Below are 1,422 nucleotides of genomic sequence, written 5' to 3'. Positions count from 1 at the left end.
GGGGTAATGACTGGTAGTATCAACACACACGCAACGTTGTACCGTCTTATCCTCTGTACCTGCTAAGGTTATAGGGACAAGCCGTACGGGCAATTAGTACTGGTTAGCTTAATGCATTACTGCACTTCCACACCCAGCCTATCAACGTCCTGGTCTCGAACGACCCTTCAAAGAGCTCAAGGCTCTGGGAAATCTCATCTCAAGGCAAGTTTCCCGCTTAGATGCTTTCAGCGGTTATCTCTTCCGAACTTAGCTACCCGGCAATGCCACTGGCGTGACAACCGGTACACCAGAGGTTCGTCCACTCCGGTCCTCTCGTACTAGGAGCAGCCCCCTTCAAATTTCCAACGCCCACGGCAGATAGGGACCAAACTGTCTCACGACGTTTTAAACCCAGCTCACGTACCACTTTAAATGGCGAACAGCCATACCCTTGGGACCGGCTACAGCCCCAGGATGTGATGAGCCGACATCGAGGTGCCAAACTCCCCCGTCGATATGAACTCTTGGGAGGAATCAGCCTGTTATCCCCAGAGTACCTTTTATCCGTTGAGCGATGGCCCTTCCATACAGAACCACCGGATCACTATGTCCTACTTTCGTACCTGCTCGACTTGTCAGTCTCGCAGTTAAGCACGCTTATGCCATTGCACTATCAACACGATGTCCGACCGTATCTAGCGTACCTTCGAACTCCTCCGTTACACTTTAGGAGGAGACCGCCCCAGTCAAACTGCCTACCATGCACTGTCCCCGATCCGGATAACGGACCAAGGTTAGAACCTCAAACAAACCAGGGTGGTATTTCAAGGTTGGCTCCACGAGAACTAGCGTCCCCGCTTCAAAGCCTCCCACCTATCCTACACAGATTGGTTCAAAGTCCAATGCAAAGCTACAGTAAAGGTTCATGGGGTCTTTCCGTCTAGCCGCGGGTAGATTGCATCATCACAAACATTTCAACTTCGCTGAGTCTCGGGAGGAGACAGTGTGGCCATCGTTACGCCATTCGTGCAGGTCGGAACTTACCCGACAAGGAATTTCGCTACCTTAGGACCGTTATAGTTACGGCCGCCGTTTACTGGGACTTCAATCAAGAGCTTGCACCCCATCATTTAATCTTCCAGCACCGGGCAGGCGTCACACCCTATACGTCCACTTTCGTGTTTGCAGAGTGCTGTGTTTTTATTAAACAGTCGCAGCCACCAGTTTATTGCAACCCTTTCACCCTCATGGAGTAAACCAATCAAGCTACCGGGGCGTACCTTTTCCCGAAGTTACGGTACCAATTTGCCGAGTTCCTTCTCCCGAGTTCTCTCAAGCGCCTTAGAATACTCATCTCGCCCACCTGTGTCGGTTTGCGGTACGGTCTCGTATGACTGAAGCTTAGAGGCTTTTCTTGGAACCACTTCCGATTGCTTCGTG

Annotated in this window: 1 rRNA gene; it reads right to left on the bottom strand. The window is 51.3% G+C overall.

Features of this window, described 5'->3' with window-relative positions:
* Positions 1 to 72: 72 nt before the first annotated feature.
* A 23S ribosomal RNA gene (locus tag V3C40_RS28235) occupies positions 73 to 1,422 on the bottom strand; the annotation flags it as partial.

Origin of the sequence: Janthinobacterium sp. LS2A (genome assembly GCF_036543145.1) — a bacterium.
Taxonomy (GTDB): Bacteria; Pseudomonadota; Gammaproteobacteria; order Burkholderiales; family Burkholderiaceae_D; genus Janthinobacterium; species Janthinobacterium aestuarii.
The sequence above is the reverse complement of the archived record's forward strand: the minus strand, read 5'-3'. Positions and strand labels throughout refer to the sequence as shown.